The sequence below is a fragment of the Streptomyces sp. SID5785 genome, from assembly GCF_009870065.1.
In the GTDB taxonomy this organism is placed as follows: Bacteria; Actinomycetota; Actinomycetes; order Streptomycetales; family Streptomycetaceae; genus Streptomyces.
Map to the genome: position 1 here is coordinate 1 of NZ_WWIA01000093.1, position 2543 is coordinate 2543.

A 2543-nucleotide genomic window follows, 5' to 3' on the forward strand; every position below is an offset into this window, starting at 1 on the left:
CCGTGGGCGCGGGCTCCGGGCAGGGCGGCGTACAGGTCGCCGGGGCGCACCGCACGGGAGTCGTGGGTGATGCCGGTGACGTCGGCGGCAGCCTGGGGCGTGGCGACACCCAGCTGATCGGCCAGCTCCGCGAGGGGTGTGGCGGAGACCTCGACCGGCCGCGGCGGCCCGGGATATGTCACGGGTGCGCCCTTCTGGGTGGTTTGGGACTGATCAGCGTGTGGCACGGCGGTGAGCGTACCGGGCGCACCGGCTCCCGGGCGAAGCGAGGGGCGTGGCGCGGGCTGGTTCCCTGGATCGGGGGTGATGGTAGTCACGGGGCTCTTCAGGCTGTTTCACGGGGCGGGGGACGACCATGATCACGACCGGCGGGGGGCCGGTCACGGCGTGTCATGACCGATCATGGCTGAAAAGTGACGGGAAGCCGGGCGGACTTGGCCCCCGTCGGCGGTACCTGCAGCGTCTTCAGGGCGAATTCCATGACCTGCTTGTAGATGGGGCCGCAGATCTGGCCGCCGTAGTAGCTCCCCTTCGTCGCGTTCTGGATGGCGCAGTAGACGGCGACCCGGGGCTTGTCGGCGGGTGCGAAACCGGCGAACGAGGACGTGTAGCCCTTGTAGCGGCCGGTGGCCGGATCCACGCGGTTGGCCGTGCCCGTCTTGCCCGCGACGCGGTAGCCGGGGATGCGGGCCTTGGTGCCGGTGCCCTCCTCGTCGTCGACGACGGACTCCAGCATCTGGGCGACCGTGCCTGCGGTCCTCGCGCTCACTACGCGGTTCTTCTTCGGCGCGGGCGCGGGCGCGAACTTGCCGTCGGGGCCCGTCGTGCCGCGCACGAGGGTCGGCTCGATCCGCACGCCGCCGTTGGCCACGGTCTGGTAGACCGAGGCCGCCTGGAGGGCGTTGACGGAGAAGCCCTGGCCGAACGGGATCGTGTACTGCTGCGAGGTCGACCACGTGGCGGGCTGCGCGAGGATGCCCGCCGTCTCGCCGGGGAAGCCGAGTCCGCTCTGCCGGCCGATGCCGAACTTGCGCAGGTACGAGTAGAGCGTGCGGTTCGCGGCGGACTGGGTCTTGCCGAGCTCGCCGGTGGCCAGGATCGTGCCGATGTTGCTGGACTTGGCCAGCACGCCGTTGAGCGTGAGGTGCCAGGTGTCGTGGTCGACGTCGTCCTGGAAGAGCCGGTCGCCGCGGTGCAGCCGGTTGGGCACGGTGACGTGGGTGGACGGGGTCGCCACGTTCTCCTCGAGGACCGCCGCCATCGACATGACCTTGGCGGTGGAGCCGGGTTCGAACGCGTCCTGGACCGCCGCGTTGCCGAGGGCCGAGGGGTTCGCGTCCGACAGGTCGTTCGGGTCAAAGCCCGGGGCGTTCGCCATGGCGAGGATCTCGCCGGTCTTCGTATCCATCGCGATCACGTACCCGCGGTCGGCCCGGGACTTGGCGACCTGCTCGCTGATGGCCTTCTGCGCGGCCCACTGGATGTCTCGGTCGATGGTCAGCTCGACGTCCGCGCCGGCCACGGCCGGCTGCTCGGTGCTGCCGGCCGTCGGCACCTGCCGGCCGCCGGACTGGGCGTAGCGGATCTTGCCCGCCTTGCCCGCGAGTTCCTTGTCGAGCTGCTGCTCCAGGCCTCCGCCGCCCTTGCCCGCGGCGTTGACCCAGCCGAGCATTCCGGCGGCGAGGTCGCCGTTCGGGTAGACGCGCTTGCTGCTGGGGTCGGCGAGGACGCCCGCGAGGACACCGGCCTCGCGGCCCTCGGCGTTCGCCTTGTCGTTGAGCGCCGAGCGCAGGTCCTTGATCTGCTTCCAGACCTGCGGGGTGCGCCGCGCGGCGAGCCGCACGTACCGGGTGTCCTTGGTGCGCAGCCGCTTCACCAGGGTGTCGGTCTCCACCCCGAGGACGGGCGACAGGAGCGCCGCCGCCTGCTCGGGCGCGTCCTTGACGCCGGTGACCTTCTCGGTGAACAGGGTCGGGTCCGCGGTGATGTCGTACGCGTCGACGCTCGTCGCCAGCGCCACACCGCTGCGGTCGGTGATGCCGCCGCGCTCGGCCGCGATGGTGTGGCTGACGTAGCGGTTCAGCTCGGCCTTGGCGGCGTACGCGTTCGCGTCGACGCCCTGCACCTGGAGCAGGCGCACGACGAAGACCAGGAGGACGAGCGTCAGGCCGAGGCTCACCATCCGCAGCCGGGGCCGGGGGCTGCCCAGGCGCAGCGGCGCCGCGCCCTTCGGCCCCGAGGGGCGCGGGCGGCGGACGGGCGGCCGGGACCCGGGGCCCGGCCGGCGCTGCGGGCCGGGGCGTCCGGTGCCCGCGGGGCGCGCGGGTGCGGGCACCCGGCGGCGTGGGGGCTCCCTGTCGGTCATCGCGTCACCTGCCGGAGGTCGAGGGGGCGGGGGCCGTCGGCGTGCCGGCCGGGGTCGTCCTGGGCGACGGTGTGCCGGACGCCCGGGGCGAGGCCTGGGGAGACGCACCGGAGGAGGCCTTCGGGGAGCCCGGCGCAGACCCCGACGGAGAGGCGGACGGGCTCGGCGGCGCGGGGCG

1 protein-coding gene and 1 pseudogene are annotated in these 2543 nt (G+C 73.3%); both read right to left on the bottom strand.

All coding sequences use genetic code 11. The annotated features are described in order from the left end of the window. A pseudogene (locus GTW43_RS02925) lies at window positions 1–317 on the bottom strand (UDP-N-acetylmuramoyl-L-alanyl-D-glutamate--2,6-diaminopimelate ligase); the annotation flags it as partial. An 83-nt stretch (window positions 318–400) separates the two neighbouring features. Beyond that, entirely contained in the window at window positions 401–2365 is a 1965-nt protein-coding gene (locus GTW43_RS02930; protein WP_161299982.1) for a penicillin-binding protein 2, read from the bottom strand. Window positions 2366–2543: the final 178 nt, after the last annotated feature.

Excerpts from the sequence above, each read along its gene's own strand:
- GTW43_RS02930 (WP_161299982.1), bottom strand. The coding sequence starts at position 2,365 with ATGACCGACAGGGAGCCCCCACGCCGCCGGGTGCCCGCACCCGCGCGC.